We start from the raw sequence: 26,771 nt of genomic DNA, 5'->3' as shown, positions 1-26,771 counted from the left end.
CCGATGTCCCCCGTCGTCGCCATCCTGCTGCTGTTCGCCGGGCTGTCCGAGGCCGCCGGGCGTCTCCTGCCCCTGGTGGCACGCCTGTCCGGCGCGTCGCGCACCAGGGTGGTCGGGTTGATGCTGGCCGGCGCCGTGGTCGACGGCGCGGTATTCGCGCTCTGGCCGCTGTCCGCGTGGACCCTTGCCGAGCTGGCGCTGCCCACCTCACCGTCCGACGAGGCCGCGCTGGTCTGGACACCAGGCCTGGCCGCCCCGCTGCTGCTTGCCGCAGTCCTCGCGTTCCCGCTGCTCGGGCCGCTGCTGCACCTAGTCCTCATGGTGGGAGTGGGGGCCGGCCTCGCCGCCGCACTCGCCAAGGTGGCCGGGCTCGGCTGGTGGGATGCCGCCGGCTGTGTAGCCATCGCGGGAATCGGGCTTGGCGTCGCCGTCGAGGGCGTCCGCCGCCTGGTCGTGAGGCTCAATACGACAAGGGCACCGGAGCCACTCACGTGATCGAGTTTGCGCTCCTGCTGCTGCTCGGCGGGATCGGACTGGTCCTGATCGCCGAAGCTCTGCTCGCCCGCTACGAGGTGCTGGTCTATGCCGCAGGCTGGCGGACTCCCACCGTCGCACGCCCTAGGGGCATGCCCTACGCCCGGGGCGCGGACCCGGACCGCCCTCCGGACGCCTACCTGGTCTATCTGGACGGTATCGGGAAACGCCGCTTCCACGACACCCGCGACGGCGGCCGACTGGTCAAGTCCCTGATCGAGGGTGCGCCGGAGCTCAGGGTGCTGGGCCAGGTGCAGCCCTACTCTCCGCTGGCCGTTCCGCTCGCCGACCGACCGGTGTGGACATGGCTGCGCCGCCACATCGGGCTGGTGCTGTTCCTGCACAACGTGATGCAGATCTTCGTCGCCGCCGATCGCCGGTACCGTCCCCTGTACAACCGCGCCGTCGGCTCGCAGATCGCCACTCAGCTCCGGCTCGCCGGTTACCGGCATGACAGCGGCATCCCCGTGGTGATGCTCAGTTACAGCGGCGGCGCCCAGGTCGCCACCGGCGCGGTGGACGAACTGTGGTCCCAGCTGCGCTCCCCGCTCTGGCTGATCACTCTCGGCGGGTTCCACAACGGCGCCAACGACATCAGCCACGCCCAGCACCTCGACCGGCTCACCAGTGCCGGCGACTGGATTGAGCGAGTCGGCACCTGGATGTTCCCGCAGCGGTGGCGGCTGTTCCGCCGGAGCGGATGGAACCGGGCTGACCGCGAAGGGAAGATCACCGTGCACCGGCTCGACCCGGCCACCCACATCGGTCCGCGCAGCTACATCAGCCCAGGGGCCCGGCTACCCGATGGTCGCAGTCACCTCGACCTGACCGCCGACACCGTGATCGCGCTGATCCGGGATCGCCTCGGCGCGGCTGCGCAGACCGACGGCCCGCTGCCATGAACGGACGAGGCCGGTGACCTGAAGAGTTATTTGTGCAGTCCCGGTATTCCGCTCGCAGATCGCCATTGGCTTGGGTAAGGCGCACCTTTTCGGGTAAAGCGCAGCATGCATCAACAGGTGCCACCGCGCCGAGACCCGAAGAGGAGTCCCGGCTCCCGCTGGGAACGGTTCGTGCGGGCGGGTGGACGGGGTGCCGCCGAGGACCGGCTCGTCCAACGGCTCAAGGTGCGAGAGCGGGCGGTCCGGGTGTACGGCGGAGGCATCGTGGCCCTACAGGCGGGCATCGCTGCGGTAACCGCTTGGCTGCTGTCGCACGAACTGATCGGCAATCCCAGTCCCGTGTTTGCTCCGCTCTCTGCGGTCGGGGCTTTGGCCGTGTCTGTAGGGCAGCGGGTGCGGCGGATCGTCGAGCTGGTCGTGGGTGTGGCGCTGGGGGTGCTTGTTGGTGACGCGCTGCTGTCGGTCATAGGCACCGGGCCCTGGCAGCTCGGCCTGGTTGTCGTTATGGCGATCCTCACCGCCTTTGCACTCAGCAGTCGAGCGGCGGTGGTGATCCAGACGGCGAGCACGGCAGTAGTGATCACCACATTGAGCCCGCAGGCCCCGAACCTGGAGCTTTCCCGGTTCGTTGACGCGCTGCTCGGCGGTGGTGTCGCACTGGCCACGGCGATCCTCTTGCCGGTCAACCCGTTGAGAGTGGTCAGGCGTGCTGCCGGACCGGCGCTGCGAACGCTGGTCGAACAACTGACCGAAACGGCAGAGGCGTTGTGCGAGCGCGATATCGAGCGGGCGATCCGTGCCCGGGGCCGCCTGCGCGGTAACCAGGAGGAACTACGGGTGTTGCGGGAGGCGGTGGCGGGCGCACGGGAGGTTACCCGGCTGTCTCCGTTGTCATGGCGGCACCGGCACGGTGTGCTCAGTCACTACGCCCGAACCGCCGAGCCCTTGGAGAGGGCGATGAGCAACAGCGGGACAATGATCCGTCGAGCTGTCACTGTCATTGAAGACAAGGAGCCAGTCCCGGCTGAAATGATCAACGCGGTCCTCGCCCTGGCCGAGGCGGTGCGGACCCTTCGGGACGAGTTTGCCGCTCGACGAGAGCCGCACAAGGCGCGGGCGATAGCCCAGCAAGCCGTTCAACATGCAGGCGCAGCGTACGGGGATGACATTGGTTTCTCCGGGACCGTCGTCCTCGCCCAGGTACGCACGACGGCCAGCGACCTACTCGTCGCGTCCGGCCTCTCCCAAGCGGAAGCCAACAGCCGGGTCCGGTGCGCCTTCGGCAGGCTGCCGGATCCGTCGCAACAAGCCCGGCAAAGCAGGACTACCGGGCGATAGCGTCGATCATCCCGCGCCTGACGCCGAATGCGTCGGCCCGCCGGCTCTGATCGCCAGGCGGGCCAGCGGGACCAACGGCAGGAGCCGATCGGGGGAGGCCGAGGCGTCGAATTCATTGTCCGGCCGGTCGGTCGGCCGGATGCGGCCCTGGGTCCACCGGCTTGCGGAGGCGCTCGACCAGCTCGCGCGCCGCCTCGATGTACGGCTCGTCGGACTCACGGGGCCCGTGTCCCTTGATCGGTGGCGGGACGCTGTCGCCGGGTGGGGCGACCACGTCGCTGGGGTCTCGGAAGCGGCGGTCCACCGTTGCTGCGGGGCCGGTGACGGTGAGCGGCTCGTCTGGCCGGTGGGCGGAGAAGATCCATCCCCCGATTGGGTCGGTGTCGCGCCACAGGTTCAACCATCGCCAGCCGACTCGACCACCCACATCGTGCAGCATGTCGTCGTAGATGTAGGCGGGGAAGAGCCGGGCGTAGAGCCGGCGCAGTGGTGAGGCACAGGTGAGCAGGGCGACCCGGCCGCTGACGTGGGGCGGCAGTTGCAGGACGGTGGCGGTGACCAGTACGGAGCCGTGGCTGTACCCGGCGATCAGGACGGCGTTGCCGCTTTCGACCAGGTAGGTGATGCGTCGTACCAGCTCCGGCACGGCCCGTTCGGCGTAGCAGGGCGGCGCGAAGGGGTGGGCGGCGCGAGGCCAGAAGGTGGCCAGGTCCCAGAGAACGCCGACGTGGCGGCGGAACCCGGCGGTCCGGTAGGCGAAGATTCCGCCGATGACCAGACTGAGCACGGTCGCCCCGATCAGGTAGCTGCCCATCCCGATGCCGAAGTTGACCAGATCGGCCGGCACCCCTGCGTACCGCTCGATTGTGCCGCCTGGATACAGCCCGAGCAGGTCCAGTGCGGTGGTTGCCGCGCCGAGTCCGGCCAGGCAGGCGTAGACCACGGCCAGCGGGATCAGCAGTTCGGTGAACCGGGCCCGGACGATCGCCTGCTGCACCTGCCGCAGCCGGGGCGCGGCCTCCGCCGGCGGGTCCGGAAAGTCGCGCGCGACGATCGCGGCCGCCGCGCGGGAGCGGCCGCGTCGGGAGATCAGGGCCACCAGGCCGGCGACGACCAGCGTGACCAGCGCCGCCCGGAAAAAGCCGTAGATCGCCCAGGTGTACGCCCCTGGTGGGCGGGGGACCAGGTCTTCCGCGGTTGATGCGTTGCGGTCCAGGAAGTCGGCCACCCGGTGGACGAGTTCGGCGGAGAACGCCACCCCGAAAGCTGCGGCCACGGCCGCGGTCGCCAGCGCCCCCAGCCCGATCAGCGGCGGGTGACCCGGCTGTCGGTCCCGGCGCCACAGCAGCGCGGATGCCAGGGCGGCCAGCAGCCCGGCATGAGCGATGAACAGCCAGGTGAGGGTCGAGCCGTAGCCGGGCAGGCCACCCCCTTCGTGCCAACGCGTGGGGGTGGCCAGGACGTGGGCGGGGACCACGATGGTGAGACCGACGGCGATCGTCCGCAGCAGGCGGGCGGCACCGTCGAGCCGCCGGTTCTCGGGGGCCCGGTCGATCAGTGGGGGGATGCAGAGCAGGGCCACACAGATGGCCAGGACGGCCCCCGTTGCCACCGCCAACACGATGGTGAAGGCTGAGGCGCCCTGTGCGGCCCGGGCGGCGAGCAGGCTGCCGTCCAGTGTCGCGAACGCCGCAGCCACGTGGATCGAGCGCAGCCGTCCCACCAGCGGCTCGGCGTCCCACTGGCCGACCGCGCTGAGCCGATGCCCGGACACCGTGGGTTCCGGCGGGCGGAACGCCGTGAACGACCGTCCCGGGCGCGTGCTGACCCGCCAGATCAGGGCGATGGCGGCGGCCGGGACCAGCGCGAGCACCGTCAGCCGCAACCCGGTGGGGCGTTCACCCAGCCAGGACAGCCAGCTACGACCAGACAGACAGGCCGAGGAGGACAGGCACTGCCAGGCGACCAGGTCCAGCGCGACGCCGACGGCGGCAAGCACGTACAGCGCGGTCAGGGTGAGGCCCAGCACCCGGCACAGAGATCTGACCACCGCATCGGAAGCCGGGTCTCCCGGTCGCATCCAGATCGCCATGTTGAGCAGCATGAACGGCAGCAGGAACACCAACGACAGGGTCCGAACCGCAGTGCCGGAGGGCAGGTCACTCCATCGGTACGCCTCCCGGATAACCCCGCCCGCGTCGCTGGCATGCGGGCAACGGGGTCGTGGCCGGTAGAAGCCCGCGCTGCGATCCCCCGCGACCTGCTGCACGTGCGGCTGGTCCAACACCTGGCCGGCACCTGCGGCGGCGATCCCGTGCACCCGTAACTCCACCACGTCGTCCGGCGTCGCCGGGCCGCTCAACCCCGCTGATCCATCTGACATCGACCCTCCGAGGCATCTCGGCAGCCCCACCGCAGGTGGCGGGCTGCCGAGATTGGTCCCGCCACCCGCGTGGCGGACGCGTCTACCCCACCCGACCGGGTCTAACCCCGGGACGCGGGACAAGTGCCGCCCGGCACGGCGCAACGTCGCCGGCCCGGACGTCTTCGCCCGTGATGACCTCGGCAGGGGATGTCGGTGGCGGCGGCGCGCGACCCGGGAGGCGCAGGAGGCGCACTCCGGCAGAATGAACCCCCGGCACGGTCGACGACCGCGGCCGGCCGGTGTCGTCCGACCCGTCGGTCCCTGCGGTGAGGACGGCCAGGGTCTGAGCCCGAACGGCGCAGCCAGTCCGGCGCACTCGGCTGGGTCACCAGCGCTCAGACCGGCGGTACGTCGACAAGGACCCCGCTGGCCGGGCGGGCCGGGATGCGGTGCAGGGCGATCCGGAGGTCCTGCGGGGGCACCCGGTGGTCAAGGCGGGCCAGCCGCACGGCGAGCGACCGCAGCAGCGCCACCGTGATCGCCTCGCCCGGGCAGCGGTGCCCGGTACGCGGGTCCCCACCACCCTGGGGCACCAGCTCGAACGGTCCGATCTCCCGGCCCACGTACCGCTCCGGCTCGAACCGGTACGGGTCCGGCCAGACCCGGGGGTCGTGGTTCTGCCCGTACAGGTCGAGCAGCACCATGGTGCGCGCCGGGATCCGTACGCCGCGCCAGGTCAGGTCCGTCACCGCACGGCCACCGACGAACGGGGCGAACGGGTAGAACCGGCGGACCTCGTGCGCGAACGCCTCCGCGAACGCGGGGTCGCCACCGGCCAGCCGCTCCCGGTATGCCGGCCAGCGGTGCAGGGCGTGCCCGGTGAACGCCACGAACCACGTCACGGCGACGGTCGGCCGGACGATGTTGAGTACCTCGACTGCGCCGGTCCGTGGGTCGAGCGGCCAGCCGTCGGCGTCCCGGTGTCGGGCGACGGCCGCCACCGCGGACTCCTCGGGCACCACCGCGTCGTCGTGCCGTACCCGCTGCATGAGGTCGGTCAACCACCGCTCCCGGCGACCCCGAGCCAGGCGGGCCCGCCAGTGCCGCGGCCCCGCCGTGGCGAAGCCGTCCACCATCGCCACCAGGTCGGCGGCGAGACCGGACACCTCCGCGCCCGGCAGGGGCACTCCGGTCCAGTCGCAGACCGCCCGGGTGAGCACCCGGGCAGTCTCGTCGAAGAGCATCACCCGCCGGCCGGCCCAGGAACGAGCCGCCGCGTCCCAGGCCGCCTCGGTCCGCGCGACCAGGTCCTCGACACCACCACCGGTCAGCAACGCCAGGAACATCGCCTTGCGGACGCGGTGCGCGTCACCGTCGAGGGTGTGCACGGCGCCTCTGCCGAGGAGGGTCCCCCGCACCGCCTCCGGGATGGCGCCGTGGCGCCGGATGTGCCGCTCGTCGTAGAAGAAGCGGGCCGCCTCGGGCCCGTGCAGGGCGACGGCCCGTTGCCCGAGCAACCGGGTGGCCAGCACGTCCGAGTCGGCGCGGCGCAGCCGGTTGGGCAGCCATGCGTAGCCCTCCAGCGCGAGCGGCAGGGTGCTGTCCAGGCGGGTCGGGGGCCACATCAGCTGGTCGTGCCCGTCTCGGGGCGGCTCAAACCTGGCCTCACTCAGGACCGCCGGCCGCGCGTGCGCAGCGCGTCCTCCGACTGGAAGTCGATGTCCGCGTCGTCGGGAAACGACCGGCGTGACGGCGCCGGGTCCGGGGGCGCGCCGGGACCTGCCATTGGCGTACGAGTGGGCTCGACCGGCCCTAACCCGTGCCGGCCCGCGCGGCCCGACGGGCCGGCGGGCGCACCGGCGCGCAGCTCGCCCCGGCGCCCCTCGGGTACGGCGGTCTCCTCGCTGCCCTCGTCCATCGGATCATCCTCGCCCGCGCCCCACGGCGGGTCCGCGTCGAAGCCGTCCCGGGTGACCCACGGGGTCGCTGCCTCCGGCTGCTGCTCGTCCCCCCGGCCGCTGCTGCCTGCCATCGCGCACCTCACTGGTCTCGTCCGCCGGTACCCGGGCCGATTGCCCACCCCGGTCGACGTCATTCCTCCAACGGCGGACGCCCGAGGAGCCGGCGGGGCGCGACGTGCAGCACCTCCCAGTGGCCGGTCATCGTCATCTTCCGGCGGGCCGCGCCCATCCTCGTTCGCCTCCTACCCTTATTGCGACGTCGTCGTCATCAGCGGACCCAGCTACCAGCTCAGGAACCGCCTCAGCGACATCGGCGGCCGAGCCAACGTCGTCCGCACCTGCCACGTTCATCCGTACCTACCTAGGGATACACACTTCTACGCCGACCACCTGCCTGCGTGCTCCTGACGGTTGTAGCTCGCCGGTACTGGCCCGACGGCCTAATGGCCGCCTGGGAGCAAGCCGGAAGGTCGGTGATTCGGCCCCCGCCCGGGTCACATGGCGTTTGGCCAGCTGCAGGAGCGCGGGATCGAAAGCGCGGTCTGCTTTGCGTCGCAGGGGAGCCCGGGTGCGCGGTTGACCCTGAATGTGCCCCTCTTGCCCGCGTTCGCCTGTGCTTTGCACGCGAATGGCACGAAACTTCCCCTGCTGGCTCGTGCCCGGTGATCACACGACGAGGCCGCCGCATGGTGACGGTGTCGGCTTGAGCGTGACCCGGCGTAGGCTGAACACCTGTGGTCGGCGCCTGACGACGTCGACGAACCGGCGTCAACAATGCGGCGCGGGTCCTGGAGCCTTCCCCGAGGGTCCTGCAGTGACCATCGCATGCCGTCCGGCGACCACTCTCGGTTCCGGTGATGTGCCTTCCTTTTTGTAAGGACACACCGTCATGGCTCACATCCAACCCATGGATCCGAACAACGCATTCGCTGAGCTGGGCAGGATCAAGCTCGACGAAGCTGATCTAGACACGGTGCTGGCGAAGATCGCCGAGCTGGCCAAGTGCACAATCCCGGGTGCCAGTGAAGTTTCCGTCACCTTGATCCGAGGGGACGACGCACACACCGCCGCCTTTACCGGCGAGCTGGCGATCGCCCTCGACGAGTGGCAGTACGAGCAAGGCCAGGGACCCTGCCTGGACGCGTCGGTCGCCACGGAGAGCGTGCTGGTCTCGAACATGTCCAACGAGAGCCGATGGCCGAACTGGACGAAGCGGGCCCTGGGAGCGGGCGCCAACAGCTCCCTGTCGATCGGCCTGCCGGTGCAGGAGAAAGTCACCGGCGCGCTGAACATCTACGCCACCAAGCCCGATGCCTTCGACGAGGAAGCGACGACCCTGGCCCAGACGTTCGCCGGGTACGCCGCCGTGGCCCTTGCCAACATCCACCTCTACGACACTCAGGCGACCTTGGCCAGGCACATGCAGGCCGCCATGGCGAACCGGGCCGTCATCGAACAGGCCAAAGGCATCATCATGGGCGAGCGACGATGCACCCCTGATGAAGCCTTTGCCATCCTCGCCAAGCTGTCGCAGGACACCAACAGCAAACTCCGCGATGTCGCGGCGGCCCTCGTCGCCAAAGCCGCGGGACCCCCCACACCGTAGAGCGGCCGGGCTCGGCGCACATCAGCGAAGGCTCGGCCGGCGGTGGACCATGCGCTGGAAACCAGCCCCCAAAACGCCTTCGACAGACCGGGCGGCCTAGTGCGTGACGGCGTGCGGTGGCGCTCGACGGTTACCCGATGTGAGGGCGCCGACGACGCCAACATCAAGGCCGTAACTGCCACTACCGACGACGCGGCTACCCCTGACCACTGCCGTCTAGATCCACGAATCCCCGGTCTGACATGATCACGACGTGCCCGACCCCGAGTCCACCGACGGCAGTCCGCCGCCGGAGGCGACCGCGGCGACGGCACGCAGCAAACTGCTCACGCTGCTCGTGCTGCTGCTCGCCTCGGCCGTGCTGCTCGCGCTGTGTTTCGGCTGTGCCGCCATCTGGCTGTACAACTAATCGGGGTCCGGCAGGAGCAAAGCCTCCTGGGTCACCACTCTGACTGCCGTTGCGGTATTAGGCTTCGCGGTCATGACCTGGGCAGCTGTCATGCCGATGTTCGCCGCGCTGCTGGACCGCCCGGTGGCCCGCATCGGGGAGTTGGCAGCCGATGGCCGCCGCTTCGACCGGCAGGCTATCGCCGAGATCGCGGACGTCTGGGACAACAACACCTTCCCGCTGTTCAGTACGGTCGCTCAGTCGCCCGGCGTGGTTGCGTGAGCGGCGGGCGAGGGCTGCGCTGGTATGGATGGCAGACCTGGGACCGTCCCGCCGGGCGTGGATGATCGAGCAGGCCGCGGTTGCCGGACATCGGCTGGAGCCCCTGATGCCCCCGCTTGTCCACCGCGTCGTGCACTACCGCGACTACCAGGGGCGGGTCCAGCCCGGCATCGCGCCGCTGACCGCGACGGCTGTCGCGAGTGTCGCGAAGGACTACGACCTGGCCCGCGCGCAGGTCCGCGCCGTCCGTCATGAAGCAGCGCATCTTGCAGGTATCCGGATCCGCTGCTGTCGGTGCCGTCGTTCACCCGTGCCAGAAAGAGATGTGGGAGGGTGGGTCGTGACGGCGAGTGCTGAGGCGGAGCCGTCCGAACCGCCAACCGAGAGCCACTCGTGCTCTGCGGCGGTCGTGGCAACGGTCAGGAGACCGCAGCCTTCACCAGCTCGACGACCTTCTTCTCTACCACGGGGCTCCACTTCTGGAGCGCGTACGACACCGGCCACATGTCCCCGTCGTCGAGGTTGGCCGTGTCCTGGAAGCCCAGCGTCGAGTACCGGTAGTTGAACTTGCCCGAGTCCTGGAAGAAGACGACGATCTTGCCGTCCGCGTTCTCGTAAGCGGGCATCCCGTACCAGGTCTTTGGCGACAGCTCCGGGGCGGCATCGGTCACCGTCACATGCACGCGCTCGGCGAGCGCCCGATCTTCCGGCGCCATCTGCGCGATCCTGTCGAGGACCGCTTGCAGCCCGTCGGCCTTCTTGGCGCCCTTTTTGCCCTCGGCGCGCAGCTCGGCGGCGCGCTCCTTCATCGCGGCACGCTCCTCGGGGCTGAAGCCGTCGGACCCGGTCTTGGACTTCTCTGCGGACATTCTCGGATCCCCTTCGCCGTTAAAGGCTCGGCGTGATGCCGACTATCTGGGAGAAGGCTAGGCCCGACGACACCCTGGCGCTTCTCGAATCCTGATCGGATCGGAGGCCCAGACGAGGCGTTTGAGTACTGTCCGCCGACACTGGCCGAAGCCCGCACCGGCGAGCTGCTCCCATTGGACCGGCCACCGAGCCCGTCCTCGTCGCGTTCGTCAACGCGGTCGACCTGGCCGAGGTCACTGCCGCAGGCTAGCGGCGGTGGCCGTCAGCGCCGCGACGCAGGCGGCCACCGCGGGATGCTCGCCCGCCCCCTTCCGGTACGCAACCCCTGTTCGCCGGCGTAGGCCCAGCGGCAGGAGGTGTACCGCCGGGGGTGGTTGGCCGGCCGCCAGCTCCGGGACCAGGGCGACTCCCTGGCCGGCGGCGACCAGGGCGAGCGCGGCGTCGAAGTCGTCGGCGTGGTGCCGCACCCGCGGCGTGAACCCGGCGACCTGGCAGGCGTGCAGCGCCAAGGTGTGGCAGAGCGTGCCGGGGCTGCCGAGGATCCAGTTCGCGTCTCTTGCAGCGTCCAGCGGTTCCCCAGCCACGGCGTTGTTGGCGGGTACGGCGAGGAGGACAGGCTCCTCCAGCAGCGGGACCGTGTCGAGCGCCGGATCGGGCTCGCTCGGCACGATGTCGTAGTCGTGCACGAGCGCCACGTCGAGGCGGCGCTCCCGCAGCGCGGCCGGTACGGCCACCGGGTCCAGCTCGGTGACCATGAGGTCGAGCGCCGGGTGGTCCCGGGCCAGCGTGACCAGCGTCGCCGGCAGCAGGGTACGGACGGCGCTGGGGAACGCGCCGATGCGTACCGCGCCGGAGAGCCCGCCCCGCGCGGCCGCCAGCGTCGCGTCGGCCGCCTCCAAGGCGGCGAGGACGACCTCGGCATGCCGTACGAGCGCCTGCCCGGTGGGGGTAAGGGTGACCCGGCGCCCGACGCGTTGCAGGAGCGTCACCCCGGCCGCCCGCTGGAGCGCGGCGAGCTGCTGGGACACCGCCGACGGGGTGTAGGTGTGCGCCTCGGCGACGGCGGCGATCGTGCCGAGCCGGGCCAGGTCCCGAAGCAGGCGCAGGCGACGGACCTCGAGCATAAGTTGAGCTTACGGATGAGGTGAGGAATCGGAACTGGTTCTTCACTATCTCGGGACGCACGCTGGAGGCATGACACCGACCGGGCTCTACGTTCCGCTGATCACCCCGTACACCGAGCGGGGAGCCGTCGCCGCCGACGTGCTGGCCGCACTCGCTCACCAGGTGCTGGACGCGGGCGCGGCCGGCCTGGTGGCCCTCGGCACCACCGGCGAACCGGACACTCTCGACGACGCAGAGCGGCGGGTGGTGATCGACGTGGTCGCTTCGGTGTGCCGCGACCGTCGTGCCCCGCTGCTGGTGGGTGCGCACACCGTCGAGGCGCTGCGGGGCCTCGCCGGCCGGCCGGAGGTGGCGGCTGCGCTCTGCCTGGTGCCGCCGTTCCTGCGGCCCGGCGAGGCCGGGGTGCTCGCCCACTTCGCCCGCCTGGCCACGGCGTCCCCGGTGCCGTTGGTCGTCTACCACGTGCCGTACCGGACGGGGCAGCCGCTCTCGGCCGGCGCGCTGCGCCGGCTGGCCGAGCTGCCCGGCGTGGCGGGGATCAAGTACGCCGCGGGCGGGATCGACGCGGAAACGGTCGCCTTCCTCGCCGACGTGCCACCGGACTTCGCCGTGCTCGGCGGCGACGACGCGCTCGTCTCGCCCCTGCTGGCCCTCGGCGCGCACGGCGGCATCCTGGCCTCCGCGCATCTCGCCACCGCCGAGTTCGCCGCGCTGGTCGCGGCCTGGCTGGCGGGCGACGTGGCCCGCGCCCGGCCGCTCGGCCACCGGCTCGCCGGGCTGTCCGCGGCGCTCTTCGCCGAGCCGAACCCGTCTGTGGTCAAGGCGGTCCTGCACGCCCAGGGCCGCATCCCGAAGCCGGACGTCCGCCCGCCGTTGCTGCCCGCTGGGCCCGAGACCACCGCGCGGGCCCTGCGGTACGTCGACGAGACGGTCGCCATGTCCGCGTGAGGCTGAGCAGGTGCGGCACGTTCCGGCCTCCGCTTCCCGGAGGGCAGGTCATTGAACGCGGCGAGGGCCGGCCCACGGGAGACCGGCCCTCGCGGAAATGGAGCATGCTGTTCACGAGGAGCCTCTGGCAGCAGCGCTCGATCTCACCGCGCTTGCCGCCGCCTCTCGATCAGGACAGCGCTTCGATGGGTGCGACCATCACCAGGCCCTCCACAGCGTGGGCGAGCTCGGCGTCGAGCGTGATGAACGCGTCGGCTTGGAGCTGGGTCAGCGCGATGTACTCGGCGTGGAGCGTGTCGGGCCACCCGAGCTGGTCGGCGATCTTCCAGGCGACGTTCTGGAGGACACGATCTCCGAGCAGTCGCATCTGCAGGCCGCGCACGTAGTTGAGCCGGCGATCGGCGTCCTTCCTGCTCAGCTCACCTTGGCGAACTGCTCGGTAGAGCAGCGACAGCACCTGCGAGCGAAGAAGTGTCGGAGCCAGGAGCCGGTGCTCGTCGGGGATCACGGCCTCGTCGCGGGCCAGGCGAAGAGCCACGTCCGGACCGATCACAAACTTGGTCAAGGTCATCCCCCTCTGCATGGTTGGGACGTCATCGGACAACAATGCATCAGGTGTGACGGGTCTGGCTGATCAGCGCTTGCCTGAGCGCATCGAGGATCCGCCGGCTGAACGGACTTTCGAGGTCCGGCGTCACCACCGTGACGAGTGACAGGCCGGCGGTGACCAACGTCGCCGAGTGTGGCTCGAATCCGGATCTGGACCGGCCATATGGGTCCTCGTCGACTTGGATCTCGACCGCGGTCCGACCGGATGGTTGGTAGAGCACCGCGAATGGTCCCTCGTCGTACTCCATGAGCGAGTAGCCGACCTCATCCCAACGCTGTTCCATATGGGCATCACGCGCGACGAGCAGCTCGCCTGTGCCAGCCGGTACGTCGTTACGCGACGTCAGCCAGGGTAGGAACACGCCGTCGGCAACCCCGCTGACCGCAACCAGCATGTTGGGCCATTGGCGATGAAGAGCGTCCAGCATCGCCCGGATGCCGGCATCGACGGGTGCGCCGGTCACGAAGACCGTGTCGTGTCCTGTAATCATCACGCTCCGCCTGCCGTGCATCGCCGCGTACTTCGTCGCTGCACGAACGGTGTCATCTCACTCGCACCTTCGTCCGCAAGCATGATCGCACCGGCCGGAACGACTTCCGCAACTTGGCATGGTCGGAGTTCCGCACCCGCCGAGCAGCCAACGACCGACCAAGCGCATGGAGCGTGCATCTGGTCTCGGCGGGCCTCTTCACGTCCTGCTCGGCCCACCCGGGTGCCTAGCCTAAAACGCCCGCCCCACATCCGAAGGTGCTGCCGGGTTGAGGTGCCGCGTAATCGACCACTGCGTGCCCCGTCAGCGGGTGATCCGCCGGGGCCGGCCCGGCGGGCCGCCCGGCTTGGACCGGTAGGCGGGTGGCCCGATGGCGACGGCGAGCATGCAGGCCGCACGGGTGTCGAACGCATCCGAGATGTCCTGGTCGCAGAAGGTCAGGCCGGTGCCGCCGTGACCGAGGGTGAAGGCGGCCAGTTGCAGGCGGCCGGCGGCCACCCCGGCCTCGAACTGGGCGACCCGGTACCCGCGCTCGCCGTACCTGTCGAGCACCTGGTCCAGATCGGCGCAGGCGAAGTCGGTGTACGCGGAGTCGCCGCCGAGCGGCTGGTCGAGGCAGAGCCTTTGGCTCAACGCCCGTACCTTGGGCTCCGGCGCCGGCCGGCGCAGCTGCGGCGAGCCGTTGACCTGTTGGTACAGGCCCGGATCCGTGCCGTGCACCGCGTGGACCGCGACCTCGTGGGAGAGCAGGGTGCTCCCGGGCGGGATTGCGTCGGCGGGGACGGCTCGGGTCGCCGCCGACATCGCCCAGTGCAGCAGCTCGGCGGGGGCGAGTTGGCGGCGCATGCGCCGGGTGGAGCCGCGGCGCAGGATGACCGACTCGATCGGCTCGCTGCCGGCGGCAACCGGTGCGCCGACGGTGTCGGTGGCGCGAGGCAGGCCCCCGACGGCCGCCCGCCAGCCCGTCACGTCGTCGCCCGTGGTGAGCTCACCGGCCTGCTGCACCCCGATGACCAGCGGGAAGTCGACCGGCGCGGGGGAGAGCGGCGTCGGCGCGAACTGTGGTGGAGGTAGCTCGACCGGTTCCGCGGCGGCGGTCGCGGTGGGTCGGCCGCAGGTGATCACCGCCAGCGGGAACTCCGTCACGCCGTCTACGCCGAGCAGGCGGGACACGGCGGCGTCGACGAAGCCCAGCCGCACCCGCACGGGTAGCCCGTGGCCTTCGGCGACGGAGAGCAGATTCGCCAGCATTGTCCCGGCGTCCCAGTAGACGTGCCGCCAGCCCCGTTCGGCGTACTTCCAGGCGGTTCGCCACGGGATGCCGGTGACGACGAGGGCGAGCGGGCTGGCTGCGACGTCCGGGTCAGCGGTGGCGTCGGCCAGTGCCCGGCGGTGATCCCCGGCCGCGAGTGCCTCCAGGCCGAACACCTCAGGCGCGAAGTGGTACAGCCCGGCGTCGAGCCCAGCCACCTCGGTGACCGCCGCGTAGATCTCAAGGGGATGGAGATTGCCGGCGGAGGGGGCGGCCCGGAACCAGAGGTTGTCTCCGGCGGTTCGGGTGACGCCGGCCGAGTAGAACAGCAGCCGGGCGAGGAGTTCGCCGTCGATGCTCGGGTCGCTCGGCGGTACCCGCCCGGACAGGGTCGCCGCGGCCGGCGGCCCAGTCGGTGGCAGGTCGCGGGGCAGGGGGTGCACCGGCGCCCCGAGGTGGCGTTTGAAGGGCTGGGGCTGGTTGCTCGGGTCCATCGGGACGAACCCCGGGACGTCCGGCCGCCGGCCGCCGCGACACTGGTTCGTCTGATGGTGGTAGAGCCGGGTGGTCACCTCGCCGGTACGCATCCGCCGGGCATACCCGCCGGTACCCGGCATACACCGCAACGAGCGCGGTGCCGGGCGCGGCCAGCCGTCCCGCGGTCCGCCCCCGCCGGACCGCACGTGTGCTGCATCCAACCTGAGCAGTGCCACTGCCTGACCTGCGGCTACTCAGGCTGAATAGAACCGATCAAGGCCGTGACCCGGGTTTCGCTGGTCACGGCCTCGGCCCAGCTCATGCCTAACGGATCGCCTAGATCAGGCCCCCAGGCATCGGCCGTCGGGTAGGTTGCCGCTGATGCTGCTTGCAGCCGTGGAGTCCTGGCGAATATGCACCACGACGCAGGAGGGACCGACCGGGACCGCAATCAGCACGCTCGCGAGCGGAGCCGGATCACCCATCTTGGCCGTGCGAACCACGACATCCCTGTAGCCGGCTTCGACCAGCGCGCGACGAACCTGATCAGCGGTGGGTGGGGTGTAGGTGAGCGAACACGGCTCGTCGGGCCGCCGCAAGATGGCGGTCCGGCCTGGCCCCGCGGCAGAGCCGCCATGACCTGTTGGCGCACCGCTTCAGCCTCCATGCGCTGGACCTCACTGAGCGGGACACGCCGCCCTATGTCCTGGGCGTACCTCTCGCAATAGTCATCGCTGGGCACATCTGCGCAGGCGACCGCCATGCGAGGGAGTCCGGACGGTGTGGCAGCCGCCTCCGGCGAGCTCGATGCAGCCCGGACGATCGGCACCATCAGCGCCGCAATACTGGCAATTACGAAGACCCCAGTGTGGCGGTCGGCCTTGGTCGGGCGGTCAGTGGGCGTCGCGGAGCTGGAACATGATCAGCCCCGCGATGACCGCTGCCGTGGCGTACAGGGACAGGACGCCGAGCCCGGACCACGGCCCGATGTGTTCGGCGGCGAGGTTGCGCGTGGACTGGATGGTCAGCCCGGCGTCCATCGGGGAGAACCGGTGGATGCGGTGCTGCCATTTCGGATCGCTGACGAACATGGCGACAACCGGCGATCCGTAGAGCAGTGCCAGCGCTGCCGTGAGCGCACCGGCGGTGTCCCGCAGGACAAGCCCGAGCCCCGCCCCCAGCAAGGTGACCAGCCCTACGTAGATGACCGTACCTATGGCCGCCCGCCGGGTGAGGTCGTCGGCGAGCGAGAGCGCCGGAAAGCCGTGTGCTGCGGTGAACCCGTTGCCGGGCAGCATCGTCCGGCCGGCGGTCAGGGACCCGGCAACGGCCAGTACCCCGGTGGCCACTCCGAAAACGGCCAGGACACCGAGCTTGCCCAGCACCACCAGGAACCGGCGTGGTACGGCCACCAGCGTCGGCTGGATCGTCCGCGTGCGGTACTCCGCCGTCACCGCCAGGACCGCGAGGACCACGATCCCGACCTGGCCGAGGCGTACGCCCGCCAGCGACAGCTTCGTGAGATCGAGGGTGCAGGGCGAGTCGCAGTGGGTGTACTTTAGCGATCCGGTGATGGCGAAACCGAGGCCCACCGTGCCGGCGATGGCGAGCAGCATCAGCCATCCCGTGCTCGGCAGGGTCCTCAGCTTCGTCCACTCCGCCCGAACTGCACGCAGGGGGCGCGGCGCCGTCATGCGTCCCGCCTTCGCAGCTGCCACCAGGCGAGCCCGAGGGTGACAATGGCCCACGCCGCGACCACACCGATCCCGGCCCACGGCCCGATCATGGCCCACGGCTCGGCCAGCGTGATGGTCGGCGGCTTCGCCCGCTGAGTCGCCATCCCGCCCGCCAACGTGGTGTACATCAGCCACTTCGGCGAGGTGCCCGGCAGGATCATGCCGACGATCAGCGGTCCGAGGACCAGCACGATGGTGATCGTGATCGCGGCCGCGCTGTGCCGCAGCAGTACGCCGATCGCGAGGCCGACGACGGTGACCCCGGCCATGAACGCGGCGGTCAGCAGCAGCGCCCGCAGCACAGAACCATCCATGAGGGACGGTCGGGGGAAGGCCGGCGTCGTGAAGCCCTGCTTCCGCAGGATCGGGATGGCGAGCACGAACGACCCGACGGCACCGACCAGCCCCACGAGGAACGAGGTGGTGCCGAGGACGATCGCCTTCGCGGCCAGCACACGGCCCCGGCGCGGGGTCGCGGCGAACGTCGTCCGGATCATGCCCCGGTGGTACTCCGAGGTGGCGTACAGGACGCCGACCGCGATGAGGGCCATGAGCCCGGCGATGACGCCGATCAGCGCCGCCTCCACCATGTCGTCGTCGGGCTGCTTCGGGCCGACCTTGCCCGTGCCCTTCACCGTGAACGTGCCGTTGGCTTCGGTGAACTGCCCCTCGGGGGCCCCGCCTTTCCCGGTCGGCACGACCTTGCCGACAGCATCGCCGTGCCATGTGGCGCCGGATCCGAGCACGTTGTCGAACGTCGCATCGGCGCGCGTCGGGTGTTCGCCCAGCGACGAGCTGCCGCCGCCCCGCGTCGTGTAGAAGGCCGACGGTGACGAGACGTAGAAGCCGACCGCCACCGTGGACGGAAGGTTTTTCGGTGTCGCCGTAGCGATCTTCTGCCACTGGGCACCATCGGCCGACTCGTACCCGGTGATCGTGGGACCGGAGCGCACGAGCCTCAACCAGCGGGTTCCGGTGCTCGCGCTGCCCTTGCGGTCCGCGTCGAAATCCCATTGCATGCGTACGCCCTGCGCGGCGGTCAACATCACCGAGGCGTACGACGAGCCCGGGGTCGTACCGTCCTTGATCATGATGCCGGCGGCGGGCTGGGCGAACGGGCTGGGATCGTCGACCTTGGTCATCTGGTCGGAACCCATCTGGACGGCGCGCCGGTTCTGCGCGGGCGTCAACGACGCGACCCGCACGGTGAGCGTCGTGTCGCCGGTGATCTGCTGGTGGACGTAGTAGAAGTTGTCGGCGACCGGCTTGCCGAGCGGCCCGGTCACGAATTCGGCCTGCGCTCGGGGGTCCCACTTGTTCCCGGAGGCGGCCAGGTAGCTCAGGCCGATGGTGAGCACCGCCGCGCCGATGAGCGTGATGGCCCAGCGGCTCACCGACCGCAGCTTGGTCCACTCGGCCAGCAGCAAACGCGGGAAGGATTCGCGAGCGGTCACCGTACGCTCCCTTCGGCCGCCGGCGCGCCGGTCTCGGGCGCGAACTCGATGGCGCCGCGCGTCAGGTCCATGTACGCCTCCTCGAGGGAGGCCCGGTGCCGTCGCAGTTCGGAGAACGGGATGCGGGCCTCGGTCAGCAGCGCCGACACCCGGTCGCCGCGCAGCCCTTCGACGACGACGGTCTCCGGGCCGGCCACGGTGACTGTCGCGCCCGCGTTGGCGAGCACGGTCGTCGCCTCGGCCCGCTGCGCGGTGGTGACCTCGACGCGGTCCTTGGACGCCGCCGCTAGGAGCTTGGCCACGCTCGTGTCGGCGATCAGGCGGCCCCGGCCGACCGCGATCAGATGGTCGGCGGTTCCCTCGAGCTCGCCCATCAGGTGGCTGGAGACCAGGACCGCCCGGCCCCCGGCGGCCAGCGACCGCATCAGGCCCCGGATCCAGACGATGCCGTCCGGGTCGAGCCCGTTGACCGGCTCGTCGAACATGAGCACCGGCGGATCGCCGAGCAGCGCGGCGGCGATGCCCAGCCGCTGCTGCATGCCGAGCGAGAAGCCTCCGGCCCGGCGGCGGGCGGCCGAGGCCAGGCCCACCTGGTCGAGCACCTCGGACACCCGGCGCTTGCCGATGCCGTTGCTGTGAGCCAGCCAGAGCAGGTGGTCGCGGGCTCGCCGGCCCGGGTGCACAGCGGAGGCGTCCAGCAGGGCGCCGACGTAGGTCAGCGGCGTACGCAACGAGCGGTAGGGGCGGCCGTTGACCAGAGCCTCGCCCTCGTCCGGCGCGTCGAGCCCGAGGATCAGCCGCATCGTCGTCGACTTGCCGGCGCCGTTGGGCCCGACGAAGCCGGTCACCTCGCCGGCCCGAACGGTGAACGACAGCCCGTCCACCGCGACGGTCGTGCGGTAGCGCTTGCGTAGCCCGCGTACCTCGATCGTGGGTTCCATGGCAGGCAGGTTATGCGGCGGCGCCCGGCGGGCGCGTCACGGCGCAGAGGGGTCTTCTGCCGGTGGCCGCCTCCCTCCTGCGGGGGAGGCCGCATCCCTGCCGCGATGGACGACACCGGCGCCCGGGCCGGTCACAATGGCTGGCGTGAGGGGGATGGGGCTGGCCGCAGCGACGGCCGCACTCGGCGCCGTGGCGGTGACCGAGGCGGCGGCGCGCGCGTCCGACCGGCCGCCGACGGCGATCGCGGCCCTCATCGCTCTCGCGGTCGTCGCACCCGTCGCCCTGGTACGCCTCTGGCCCGCGACGGCGGCTGTCCTGTCCGCTTCGGCGGCCTTGTCCGGCCTGATGATCTCCTATCCGGTTACCGTCGCCGGGGTCACCGCTCTGGCCCTGCTCTACGGGGTCGCCGGCCGCCTGCGTCCACTACGGACGGCCTGTTCCTTGATCCTGCCGTTTGCCGGGTACGCGGCGGTGCCGGTGTCGAGCGACCGGCCGGGCGGGAAGCCCTTCGCCCTGATCCTGCTGGCGGTCGCGGCGCTGGCGACGGCTGCCGGCGCCACCATGCAACTGCGGGACGAGCGGCGCCGCCACCGCGCTACTCAACAGTCGGCTGCCGCATCGCTGATGGAGCACGCCGCCCGCGGCGAACGAGCCCGCATCGCCCGGGAACTCCACGATGTGGTGGCGCACCACATCACCATCATCGCCTTGCAGGCCGAGGCGGCCCGGCTCGCGACACCGGGCCTGCCACCGGACGGGGCTCGTCGGCTGACCGCCATCGGGGACACCGCGCGGATGGCCCTGACGGAGATGCGGCGTTTGCTGGGCGTACTCCGGGAGGATGTGGACGCCGAGCCCACGCTTCGCCCTCAACCCGGGCTCGGCCAGCTCAACGCCCTTCTCGACGAGGTACGCGACGCGGCTGTGGGCGGTGGCGTACGCCTGATCGTGAGCGGCTCGGTCGAACCGCTCGACCCCGGGGTGGAGCTGACGGCGTACCGCATCGTGCAGGAGGCGCTGACCAACGCCCGCCGCCACGCGCCCGGCGCGGCCGTCGACGTGGAGCTGCATTACCGCGGCGATGACCTCAACGTGCGGGTCTACGACAACGGCCCCGGCCCGGCCTCGAACGGCAGCAGCGGGCACGGGCTGGCCGGGATGCGGGAACGGGCGGCTATGGTCGGTGGCCAGGTCACGGCCGGCGCCGCAACGGGGGCCGGGTTCCTCGTGGAGGCCGTCCTGCCGACGAAGGGAGCCACGCCGTGACGGCCACCCGCATCGTCGTGGTCGACGACCAGGACGTCGTGCGGGCCGCCTTCGAAGTCCTGCTGGCGACCCAGCCCGACTTCGCGGTCGTCGGCTCGGCCGCCGAGGGCGAGCAGGCCGTGCGGATTTGCCGCGACCTGCGCCCCGACGTCGTCCTCATGGACATCCGCATGCCGGGGATGGACGGCATCGAAGCGACCCGCCGCCTCCTCACCGACCCCGAGCCGCCTCGGGTGCTGATCCTGACGACGTTCGACCTCGACGAGCACGTGTACGACGCCCTCGATGCGGGCGCGAGCGGCTTCCTCCTCAAGGACGCGACCGCCGAGCGCCTCTTCGACGCCGTCCGCATCGTCGCCGCCGGGGAGGCCCTGCTCGCCCCGACGGTGACCCGACGGCTCGTCGCCGAATTCGCCAGGATCCGCGTACGCCGCCGCGAACCGGATGCGGCGCTCCAAGCGCTCACCACCCGGGAGACCGAGGTGCTGCGGCTGATCGCCGAGGGGCTGTCGAACCCCGAGATCGCCGCCCGGCTCGTCGTCGGGGAAGAGACCGTCAAGTCCCACGTCAGCCGGGTGCTCGCCAAGCTCGGCCTGCGCGACCGCACCCAGGCCGTCGTCGTGGCGTACGAGTCCGGCCTGGTGGTCCCAGGCGACCGGTAAGGCGCCGTGCGCTGTCGGATCGGCGGGCGTGTTGAACCGACGCTGGGACTTCAGCCTTCCATCCGCACGGCTGGATAGCGATGGCAACGCTGCGCGAAGAATCCCTCGAACTCCCTCAGCTGGAGTGGCTCGGGGATCGGGTATCGGGCGGGTAGGGCGCGCAGAGCGGACTGGTAGCGGAAGAACGTCGCAAGGTCGCTCGGGTACCGACCAGGCTCCACTCCGGCGAACGATCCCGCCACTCGGGCATGTTGAAGCACCCGGTGCCACTGGTCGACGCTTGCCAGTCCCACGGATTCCACACCATGGCAGAAAAGCGTGAGGTGCAAGTAGTCGTAGGTGTCCGACTGATCGAGATAGCGCTCGAGTGCGTCGGCTGAACTCTGGACGGGGAAGGTGCTCCAGTAGGGCACGCAACCGGTCCGGAGAGCCCACCAGGGGTCGGCGAGGATGAACGACTCCACCAGCAGTCGGTTGGTTGGCAGGCCGCGTTGTCGGTACCACCAGCGATACAGGTCCGCGATGAGCGGGCTGAGGTCCTCGGGGTCGTCGAAGATCAGCCGCCGTACCTGATAGCCGTGTCGGCGCGCGAACGCGGTCGCCTCGTCCCGTAACGCCGGTTCGAATCCCCATTCCGCCTCAGGGCTTTCGCTGTCGGGCGTCGGCGCCTCCCACCGGGTCCGCCTGACTCCGTAACGGCGTAGGTATGCCGCTATTCGGGGATCGCCCTCGTGATACTGCGACGGCTGCAGTCCGCCGACGGCACCGAACTGGAAGACGTGTCGCTCGCCGACGCGGGTGGTGGGCCATCGCCGGGTGCACTCGGCGAGCAGGACCACGCCGCCGGGATCGAGCGTGTTGGTCAGGAATCGTTCGTACGCGGGTCCGAGCCGGGTGCGTTTGACCCGGAAGTAGGCCATCCGCCGCGACGTCAACCGATCCTGGTTCGGATCATGCATGTGGTGCAGGACGAAGTCGGGGTTGCGTGCCAACAGCGCCTGGGCGGTGGCGTCGAAGGCGTGCAGGGCGCGCATCGGATCATCCGGGGGCACGTGCCGTTGACGCAGCGGGAGCAGAAGCGTCTGGGGCAACCAGGCAATACCGAGGGCCGCGCACAGATGCACGAGCGCTCCGCTGGACGAGCCGAGGATGACCGCCGGGTACCGGCGCTGCGGATAGAATCGGACGATCGAGGCGGCGACCTGCTCGATGTCGAGGGCCGCCATTCGTGCCGCCGGCTGCGCCTCGGCTCCGCTGGCCAGGCTGTAGATCGTCTCTCTGAGCCGGACCGGAAGCCGGTTCGCGGCGGTCGCGAGGGGACGCAAGAGCCGCCCAGCGGGCCTGCCCATTGGTGGCGTGTCGCGGTGATGCAGGTAGCGGGCAGTTGCCATCACCATGGCAGAAGCGGAGTCGAATGCCGCCACCTCGCGGGGTAGTTTCATCCCACCTCCCGGCGGCGGTTACCCCGAAAATCATCCGGTACGCCCGGTTCCGTCCAAGGCTGTCGGGTAATCCCGGGTATGCGGAAGAAGCCCCAGCCGTACGCGCCACCGTTTCCCTCGGATGTGACGACGTCGTACCACGACGGTCCGTTGGGTCGGATGCGCAGCCGGGCGGTCGGCGAGCCGCGAGCCGATGTGCCCGAGCTGGTGCTCGTCCAGGGCATGGGAGTGGCCGACTACCTCATGCCGGGCCTCGGCGCTCTCGGCGAGTGGACGCGGGCGCACCTCGTCGAACTCCCCGGCTTTGCCGGCAGCGGTGAACCGCCGCACGAGCTCACCGTGGCGGAGTTTGGCGATGCGGTCGCGGACTGGCTCGCCGCCCAGCGACTCGGTCCGGTGGTGCTCGCCGGCCATTCCAGCGGCACTCAGGTTGCCGCGCAGGCTGCCGTGGGCCACCCCGATGTGCGTGGTGTCGTCCTGGCCAGCCCCACGGTTGACCCCGTCGCTCGGAGCCCGCTGCGTCTGCTCATCCGCTGGCGACTGGACGGGCGCCGGGAGCCACCCGGGCTGAGCGACTCACACCGCCCCGAGTGGAAGCGGGCAGGGCTTCCACGCATGCTGCACCTCGCACGCGCACATCTCGACCACAGGATCGAGGAACCCGTGACCCGCTTCAGGGTTCCCCTGCTGGTCATCCGCGGACGCGACGACCTGATCAGTTCCTCCCGGTGGGGCCGCCAGCTCGCAGCTCTACCGGCCACCGGCGAGTACGTCGAAGTCGCCGGCGCCCACACCTTCCCATGGCTGGATCCGAAGGCCTGGTCCGAACCAATGCGCCGCTTCGCGACCAGGCTCGACTGATTGTCATCGGCCCGTTAGACCGTTAGCGGCGCCTTGCCGTCTTCGAGCCTTGCGCTCACAACCTCAAGCGAGAGCGGATTTCGGCCGCCGTCGTTGTCGTGCGGGCGGTCAACGGTGCGGTCAGTGGTCGGTCACCGGTCGACCGCTCCCTGGGTGGCGGGGATGATCCGCTCTGGTGCCGGCGGAAGGTCGTGGCGGCCGGCGTCCAGGTCGGTGAGGTCTCCGGCGGCGTTGATGAGGCCGATGTGTGAGAACGCCTGAGGGAAGTTGCCCAGGGCTTCCCCGCTGTACGGGTCAATCTGCTCGGCGAACAGGCCCAGGTCGTTGACCCGGTCGGCGAGCCGCTCGAAAAGCTGCCCGGCCCGGTCGCGCTCGCCGGCCAGCGCCAGGCAGCTGACCAGCCAGAAGGAGGAGATCACGAAGCCGGCGGGGTCGCCGTCCCAGCGGCGCAGCAGGCCGTCATGGGACAACCTCTCCTCGATCGTCCGGATGGTGGAACGCATTCTCGGGTCGTCGGCGCGAAGGAAGCCGACCAGCGGCATCAGCAGCACCGACGCATCCAGCTCATCGGTGTCGAAGGCCGCGGTGAAGGCCGCCACCCGGTCGCTCCAGCCCCGGGTCAGCACAGCTCGTCGCACCTCGTCCCGTGCCGCTGCCCACCTGGCGACGTCCGCCTCGGAGCCCAGGTGGGACCCGAAGCGGACGGCTCGGTCCAACGCCGTCCAGCACTGCACCTTCGATGACACGTAGTGGCGTTCCGCGTCGCGTGCCTCCCACATCCCGGCGTCCGGCAGGTGCCAGTCCTGCGCGGCCCGCTCGGCCAACGCGCGCAGCAGTTGGCGGATGTCCGGCGGCATCGGGTCGAGGTGCTCCCGCATCAGCCAGGCGGCGCTGAGCGGCTCACCGTGCACGTCGTTCTGCCGTTGTCGCCAGGCGTCGTTGCCCACCAGTACCGGGCGGCTGCCGGCGAAGCCGGCCAGGTGCTCGAGATGGTGCTCGGTGAGGTCCCGTTCCCCCTCCACCCCGTACATGATCGGCACGATGCCCTCGTTCATGCCCATCGACCGTGCCAACCACCCGACATGCAGGTTGACCTCGTCAGTGCAGGCCACGCGCCAGAGCGCCTCCAGCGTGAAGCTGAAGTCGCGTACCCAGCCGTAGCGGTAGTCGTAGTTTCGTTCACCGCCCAACTCCTCGGGCAGGGACATCGTCGGGGCGGCCACCAGCGCACCACTGGGCCGGTAGGTCATGCCCTGTACCACCAGCGCGCTGCGTCGCACCTGCTCCCGGTAGCGGCCACGGTAGTCGTGCAGGCCCATGAAGGAGCGCCAGCCTGCGACGGCGTTGTCGATCACCTGCTCGGCATCGAGCACCGCCGGTGGGCCGGCATCGTAAGCCGGCGCGTACCCCAGGGTGAAGCCATGCGTCTCGCCGGCCCGCACCGTGAACGACCCGAACGCCTCCCCAACCTCGGACACCAGTGGGATGGTCGCGCGCAGATCCAGCCGGGCCGACGCGGCACTGGCGACCAACGCGTCGTCCTGCCGCACCAGCTGGGCGATCATCCGGCCGTACTCGAACCGTGGCCGGTAGTGCAACCGCAGCGGGACCTCGCCAGAGAGCCCCCGCACCACCCGGGCCAGCACCCTCGGCGAGTGCAGACCGACCTCATGGCCCCGCGCCCCTGGTTCCAGGGCCAGCGCGTCGATCACCGCCACGCTGCCGGTCGCGGTGGTGAAGACGGTACGAAGCACGAGCGTATCGGTAAGGTAGGCGCGTTCCGTGCTGAACCTACCCTCGGGGCGGATCACCCAGTGCCCGGCCTCATCGTCAAGTAGGCGGGCGAACACCGACGGAGCGTCGAACCGCGCAGGGCACCACCAGTTCACCGACCCGGCGCGGTCCACCAGCACTGCGCTGCGGCCATCGGCCAGGAAGCCCTGGTCCGCGATCCGTCCGCCTCCCATGGAACGGGCTACCCGAGCGGAACCAAGTGACACCGCCACGTCTTGCCGTACCCACGATGACGTGGGGGGCGAATGGTGAGACGTGTGCATGGTCGGCACGGGCGGCGCTGGAGGTCACTCCCGCACCCGCGGGCAGCGCGGCGGCAGGACCAGGGCGGCGTCGGCCGGGCGCGCCGATGCGTGCCGGGCGCCGCTGTCAACTCGTGAACGTCCCAGGCACTCATCGCCGCCATCGGCGGGCGCCCACCACAGCGGCCGTCGTTAGCAGGGCGGCCGTGACCAGGCGTCGCCTCGCCGTCCGCCGGCGACCGCCCCAGCCGCCGTCGACTGAACCGGCGCCCGGCGCGGGTGCGAAGAGATTGCCCGAGGATGCCGGGGCCGGCTCGTCGCGGGACAGATGCGCCTTGTCGACCTGCCGAGCCAGCACGCGTTCCATCAGCCCGGGCGTCAGCTTCGATTGCATCACGATGCTGCGCCCTGCCGGCCCGACGATGACCTCTCGCCGTGGGCGACGGACCAGGTTGACGATGGACCGGGCAACGCGCTCCGGCGGATACACCGGCGGCATGGCGATCGCCTTGCGACCCGTGTAGTTGGCCCCGTGCTGGAACAGTGGGGTGTCGATGGTGGCCGGTAGGACGGCGCAAACATGCACACCGCGCGGCCCGGTCAGCCGCAGCTCCTGCCGCAGGCTGGCGCTCAGCGCCCGGATGGCGAACTTGGCCATGACGTACGCGTGGGTGTACGGCTGCGACACCACCCCGACGATCGACGAGACGTTCACCAACACGCCCTGGCCCTGCTCACGTAGATACGGCAGCGCGGTGCGTGCCCCGTGCACGTAACCCATGACATTCACATCCAGCACCCGCCGGATGTCCTGCAGCGGCGTCTCCTCGAAAGGCCCGAAGACGGTAACCGCGGCGTTGTTGACCCACACGTCGATGCGGCCGAACCGTTCCATAGCCCGCCGGCCCAACGCCTCCACCGCGACAGGATCCGTGACGTCGGTCGGTACGACCAACGCCTGAGCGCCGCGCTGCGCGCACTCACCCGCGACCTCCGCCAGCGCCTCCTCACGCCGCGCGGCAAGTACCACCGCCGCGCCCTTGTCGGCGAAGGCCAGGGCGGTCGCCCGTCCGATCCCGCTTGAGGCGCCAGTGATCACGACAACCGCATCCCGGACCCGCATGACAGCCCCCTGACGTCCTAGCCCTCACCGTAGGACATATCTGCCGACAGCGGGCAAAACGACGGCAGGGGTAACTCGAACAGTCCATGCGCGGCGACGGG

Annotated in this window: 25 protein-coding genes; 10 read left to right on the top strand and 15 right to left on the bottom strand. The window is 70.6% G+C overall.

Annotated features, from left to right (window positions below; genetic code table 11):
- Nucleotides 1–3 precede the first annotated feature (3 nt).
- From I8N68_RS04370 to I8N68_RS04360, 3 genes are all read left to right on the top strand, one after another.
- Nucleotides 4–495 (top strand): hypothetical protein, encoded by a 492-nt coding sequence (locus tag I8N68_RS04370; protein ID WP_200207929.1) that lies wholly within the window; start codon nucleotides 4–6, stop codon nucleotides 493–495.
- Nucleotides 492–1,436, top strand: coding sequence for a hypothetical protein (locus I8N68_RS04365; RefSeq protein ID WP_200207927.1), 945 nt, complete (start codon nucleotides 492–494; stop codon nucleotides 1,434–1,436). The genes I8N68_RS04370 and I8N68_RS04365 overlap by 4 nt, the downstream gene beginning before the upstream one ends.
- A 264-nt stretch (nucleotides 1,437–1,700) precedes the next feature.
- Nucleotides 1,701–2,774 carry an FUSC family protein gene (locus I8N68_RS04360; protein WP_307812575.1) on the top strand — a complete coding sequence of 358 codons (1,074 nt, stop codon included), beginning with the start codon at nucleotides 1,701–1,703 and terminating at the stop codon, nucleotides 2,772–2,774.
- A 112-nt stretch (nucleotides 2,775–2,886) separates the two neighbouring features.
- Here the strand turns inward: I8N68_RS04360 and I8N68_RS04355 are convergent, their stop codons facing one another.
- From I8N68_RS04355 to I8N68_RS04345, 3 genes are all read right to left on the bottom strand, one after another.
- Nucleotides 2,887–5,157, bottom strand: a complete 2,271-nt coding sequence (locus I8N68_RS04355; protein ID WP_200207923.1) for a hypothetical protein — start codon at nucleotides 5,155–5,157, stop codon at nucleotides 2,887–2,889.
- Nucleotides 5,158–5,534: 377 nt separating this feature from the next.
- On the bottom strand, nucleotides 5,535–6,764 hold the full coding sequence (locus I8N68_RS04350) for a cytochrome P450 (RefSeq protein WP_200207921.1): 1,230 nt from the start codon (nucleotides 6,762–6,764) through the stop codon (nucleotides 5,535–5,537).
- 44 nt (nucleotides 6,765–6,808) lie between these two features.
- Entirely contained in the window at nucleotides 6,809–7,171 is a 363-nt protein-coding gene (locus I8N68_RS04345) for a hypothetical protein (RefSeq protein WP_200207919.1), read from the bottom strand.
- A gap of 836 nt (nucleotides 7,172–8,007) precedes the next feature.
- On the opposite strand from I8N68_RS04345, the gene I8N68_RS04340 reads away from it, so the two are divergent.
- The 3 genes from I8N68_RS04340 (at nucleotide 8,008) to I8N68_RS04330 (ending at nucleotide 9,376) form a co-directional block, all read left to right on the top strand.
- Complete coding sequence (locus I8N68_RS04340) at nucleotides 8,008–8,706, top strand: GAF and ANTAR domain-containing protein (protein ID WP_234038693.1); 699 nt, start codon at nucleotides 8,008–8,010, stop codon at nucleotides 8,704–8,706.
- Between the two features lie 253 nt (nucleotides 8,707–8,959).
- Complete coding sequence (locus tag I8N68_RS04335) at nucleotides 8,960–9,115, top strand: hypothetical protein (protein ID WP_200207915.1); 156 nt, start codon at nucleotides 8,960–8,962, stop codon at nucleotides 9,113–9,115.
- 90 nt (nucleotides 9,116–9,205) lie between these two features.
- Nucleotides 9,206–9,376 (top strand): hypothetical protein, encoded by a 171-nt coding sequence (locus I8N68_RS04330; protein WP_200207911.1) that lies wholly within the window; start codon nucleotides 9,206–9,208, stop codon nucleotides 9,374–9,376.
- Nucleotides 9,377–9,795: 419 nt separating this feature from the next.
- Here I8N68_RS04330 and I8N68_RS04325 read toward each other — a convergent pair whose 3' ends face one another.
- Together I8N68_RS04325 and I8N68_RS04320 are read right to left on the bottom strand one after the other, a co-directional pair.
- Entirely contained in the window at nucleotides 9,796–10,245 is a 450-nt protein-coding gene (locus I8N68_RS04325) for an iron chaperone (protein ID WP_200207909.1), read from the bottom strand.
- A gap of 234 nt (nucleotides 10,246–10,479) precedes the next feature.
- On the bottom strand, nucleotides 10,480–11,370 hold the full coding sequence (locus I8N68_RS04320; protein ID WP_200207906.1) for a LysR family transcriptional regulator: 891 nt from the start codon (nucleotides 11,368–11,370) through the stop codon (nucleotides 10,480–10,482).
- A 70-nt stretch (nucleotides 11,371–11,440) separates the two neighbouring features.
- Between I8N68_RS04320 and I8N68_RS04315 the strand changes: the two genes are divergently transcribed.
- Nucleotides 11,441–12,319 carry a dihydrodipicolinate synthase family protein gene (locus I8N68_RS04315; RefSeq protein ID WP_200207903.1) on the top strand — a complete coding sequence of 293 codons (879 nt, stop codon included), beginning with the start codon at nucleotides 11,441–11,443 and terminating at the stop codon, nucleotides 12,317–12,319.
- A 169-nt stretch (nucleotides 12,320–12,488) separates the two neighbouring features.
- Here I8N68_RS04315 and I8N68_RS04310 read toward each other — a convergent pair whose 3' ends face one another.
- The 7 genes from I8N68_RS04310 to I8N68_RS04285 all read right to left on the bottom strand — a co-directional run bounded on the left by I8N68_RS04310 (nucleotide 12,489) and on the right by I8N68_RS04285 (nucleotide 19,279).
- Nucleotides 12,489–12,890, bottom strand: coding sequence for a type II toxin-antitoxin system VapC family toxin (locus I8N68_RS04310; RefSeq protein WP_200207894.1), 402 nt, complete (start codon nucleotides 12,888–12,890; stop codon nucleotides 12,489–12,491).
- Nucleotides 12,891–12,930: 40 nt separating this feature from the next.
- Nucleotides 12,931–13,419, bottom strand: a complete 489-nt coding sequence (locus I8N68_RS04305) for a hypothetical protein (RefSeq protein ID WP_200207892.1) — start codon at nucleotides 13,417–13,419, stop codon at nucleotides 12,931–12,933.
- Nucleotides 13,420–13,722: 303 nt separating this feature from the next.
- Nucleotides 13,723–15,258, bottom strand: a complete 1,536-nt coding sequence (locus tag I8N68_RS04300) for a SagB family peptide dehydrogenase (RefSeq protein WP_200207890.1) — start codon at nucleotides 15,256–15,258, stop codon at nucleotides 13,723–13,725.
- A gap of 231 nt (nucleotides 15,259–15,489) precedes the next feature.
- The gene (locus I8N68_RS34175; protein ID WP_372433672.1) at nucleotides 15,490–15,747 is read right to left on the bottom strand and encodes a DUF6993 domain-containing protein; all 258 of its coding nucleotides are present in this window, start codon (nucleotides 15,745–15,747) and stop codon (nucleotides 15,490–15,492) included.
- Between the two features lie 294 nt (nucleotides 15,748–16,041).
- Nucleotides 16,042–16,764 (bottom strand): ABC transporter permease, encoded by a 723-nt coding sequence (locus I8N68_RS04295; protein ID WP_234038692.1) that lies wholly within the window; start codon nucleotides 16,762–16,764, stop codon nucleotides 16,042–16,044.
- A gap of 74 nt (nucleotides 16,765–16,838) precedes the next feature.
- Complete coding sequence (locus I8N68_RS04290; RefSeq protein WP_200207886.1) at nucleotides 16,839–18,338, bottom strand: ABC transporter permease subunit; 1,500 nt, start codon at nucleotides 18,336–18,338, stop codon at nucleotides 16,839–16,841.
- Nucleotides 18,335–19,279, bottom strand: a complete 945-nt coding sequence (locus I8N68_RS04285) for an ABC transporter ATP-binding protein (protein WP_200207879.1) — start codon at nucleotides 19,277–19,279, stop codon at nucleotides 18,335–18,337. The genes I8N68_RS04290 and I8N68_RS04285 overlap by 4 nt, the downstream gene beginning before the upstream one ends.
- Nucleotides 19,280–19,433: 154 nt before the next feature.
- Between I8N68_RS04285 and I8N68_RS04280 the strand changes: the two genes are divergently transcribed.
- Both I8N68_RS04280 and I8N68_RS04275 read left to right on the top strand, forming a co-directional pair.
- The gene (locus I8N68_RS04280) at nucleotides 19,434–20,546 is read left to right on the top strand and encodes a sensor histidine kinase (protein ID WP_234038794.1); all 1,113 of its coding nucleotides are present in this window, start codon (nucleotides 19,434–19,436) and stop codon (nucleotides 20,544–20,546) included.
- Nucleotides 20,543–21,208, top strand: coding sequence for a response regulator (locus I8N68_RS04275; RefSeq protein ID WP_200207870.1), 666 nt, complete (start codon nucleotides 20,543–20,545; stop codon nucleotides 21,206–21,208). The genes I8N68_RS04280 and I8N68_RS04275 overlap by 4 nt, the downstream gene beginning before the upstream one ends.
- Before the next feature lie 50 nt (nucleotides 21,209–21,258).
- Here I8N68_RS04275 and I8N68_RS04270 read toward each other — a convergent pair whose 3' ends face one another.
- Nucleotides 21,259–22,650 carry a nucleoside phosphorylase-I family protein gene (locus I8N68_RS04270; RefSeq protein WP_200207868.1) on the bottom strand — a complete coding sequence of 464 codons (1,392 nt, stop codon included), beginning with the start codon at nucleotides 22,648–22,650 and terminating at the stop codon, nucleotides 21,259–21,261.
- Nucleotides 22,651–22,728: 78 nt separating this feature from the next.
- On the opposite strand from I8N68_RS04270, the gene I8N68_RS04265 reads away from it, so the two are divergent.
- Entirely contained in the window at nucleotides 22,729–23,511 is a 783-nt protein-coding gene (locus I8N68_RS04265) for an alpha/beta fold hydrolase (protein WP_200207866.1), read from the top strand.
- A gap of 131 nt (nucleotides 23,512–23,642) precedes the next feature.
- On the opposite strand, the gene I8N68_RS04260 is transcribed toward I8N68_RS04265, so the two are convergent.
- Together I8N68_RS04260 and I8N68_RS04255 are read right to left on the bottom strand one after the other, a co-directional pair.
- Complete coding sequence (locus I8N68_RS04260) at nucleotides 23,643–25,478, bottom strand: glycoside hydrolase family 15 protein (RefSeq protein WP_200207864.1); 1,836 nt, start codon at nucleotides 25,476–25,478, stop codon at nucleotides 23,643–23,645.
- 220 nt (nucleotides 25,479–25,698) lie between these two features.
- Nucleotides 25,699–26,670 carry an SDR family oxidoreductase gene (locus tag I8N68_RS04255; RefSeq protein ID WP_200207862.1) on the bottom strand — a complete coding sequence of 324 codons (972 nt, stop codon included), beginning with the start codon at nucleotides 26,668–26,670 and terminating at the stop codon, nucleotides 25,699–25,701.
- Nucleotides 26,671–26,771 lie beyond the last annotated feature (101 nt).

Origin of the sequence: Micromonospora coerulea (assembly GCF_016598485.1) — a bacterium.
GTDB classification, from domain to species: Bacteria; Actinomycetota; Actinomycetes; order Mycobacteriales; family Micromonosporaceae; genus Micromonospora; species Micromonospora coerulea.
The sequence above is the reverse complement of the archived record's forward strand: the minus strand, read 5'-3'. Positions and strand labels throughout refer to the sequence as shown.